At 60.8% G+C, this 1,338-nt stretch carries 1 protein-coding gene; it reads right to left on the bottom strand.

The window, feature by feature from the left end; genetic code table 11:
* Positions 1-50 precede the first annotated feature (50 nt).
* A protein-coding gene (locus AC1DR7_RS20310) for an IS3 family transposase (RefSeq protein ID WP_457322166.1) occupies positions 51-1,285 on the bottom strand; the annotation gives its coding sequence in 2 pieces (ribosomal slippage) (positions 51-934 and positions 934-1,285; 1,236 coding nt in all).
* Positions 1,286-1,338 lie beyond the last annotated feature (53 nt).

Below are 1,338 nucleotides of genomic sequence, written 5' to 3'. Positions count from 1 at the left end.
TGACCCGTCCTGCCATAGGTTGACACCTGTGGCGGATGATTCAGCCGCCGTCAGGCGGCCAAGGACGCCCGATGGACTGCATCGGGCGTCTGCATTTTAAGGGACAGGTGCGGTCGCTCGGCGTTATAGATCGCCACCGACTCGGCCACCATCTGCCGTGCCTGCGCCAGGTCCCGAGGGCGATGCAGCAGGAATTCGCCTTTCAAGATCCCATTTACCCGTTCTGCCAGCGCATTCTGGTAGCAATCGTAGCCGTCGGTCATCGAGCAGGTCACACCGTGCGTGGTGTGGATCTTCTGGTAATAGTCCGAGCAGTATTGGATGCCTCGGTCGGAATGGTGGACCAGACGTTGGCGCGTTTTTCGTCCTTTCAGCGCCATCTGCAACGCCTGAGCGACCTGCTCGGTCTGCAGGGTGTCGTGCACGCTCCAGCCAACGATCTTGCGTGACCACGCATCGGTAATCAGGCTCAAGTACACGAACTTTCCTTGCGTCGGCAGATAGGTAATGTCGGCTACCCAAACCTGTTCGCTACCGGTGGGTACCACGCGCCCCTCGCCAGCCTTGAGCAGGTTGGGGTGCCGTCGGAAGCGGTGATGGCTGTCGGTGGTCTTGTGATATGCCCGCCGCATCGGAACCAGGAGCCGAGCATCACGAAGGACGCCAAACAGGCGGTCCCGCCCCATCGCGATCCCTGATGCCTGCAGTGCCGGCCTGATCAGACCGTGCAGCTTGCGAGTGCCGATGCGTGGCTGACGCGCCCGATAACCCCCCACTAAAGCGATCGCCCGTGCGCGCTCGGCCAACTGCCGTTGCTGGCGATGGCCACCTTGGTAGTACGCCTGCCGACTGATGCCGAAATGTCGGCAAGCCCTTGCCACGCTTACGCCTTGGAGGCGCCCTTGCGTGAGGACTTGCCGGAAGGCTTTTTTACGATGCGTACCCCGTAGTCCTCTTTGAGGACCTCGACGATGGCTTCGAAAAGCTGCGCTTTCTCGTTGGCCTCCCGCAGTTGCACCTGCAAAGCCTTGATCTGCTGTTCCGGCGTCAGCGGCTTGGCCGCCGCGCTTTTGGGTGAAGTGGTCATGGGGGCAGATGATGCACCACCTGACCAATCCTGCCGACCATGGCGGCGAAGCCAGCCAAGCACAGTGCTCCGTCCTTGGATCCCGTATCGCTCCTGGGCCTTTTTGTAGGTCAGTTCCCCGCGCTCGACCTGGTCGACCACCGACAATTTGAAGGCCAGCGAGTAATCCCGCTGGCTGCGCCTGAGTGTTGAATCCATTGAACATTCCTCTTCCTGTGGGAAAAGGTGTCAACCCAATTCAGGACGGGTCA

The sequence above is a fragment of the Stenotrophomonas sp. P5_A9 genome, from assembly GCF_056400525.1.
This window is presented reverse-complemented; position numbering and strand designations above follow the sequence as displayed.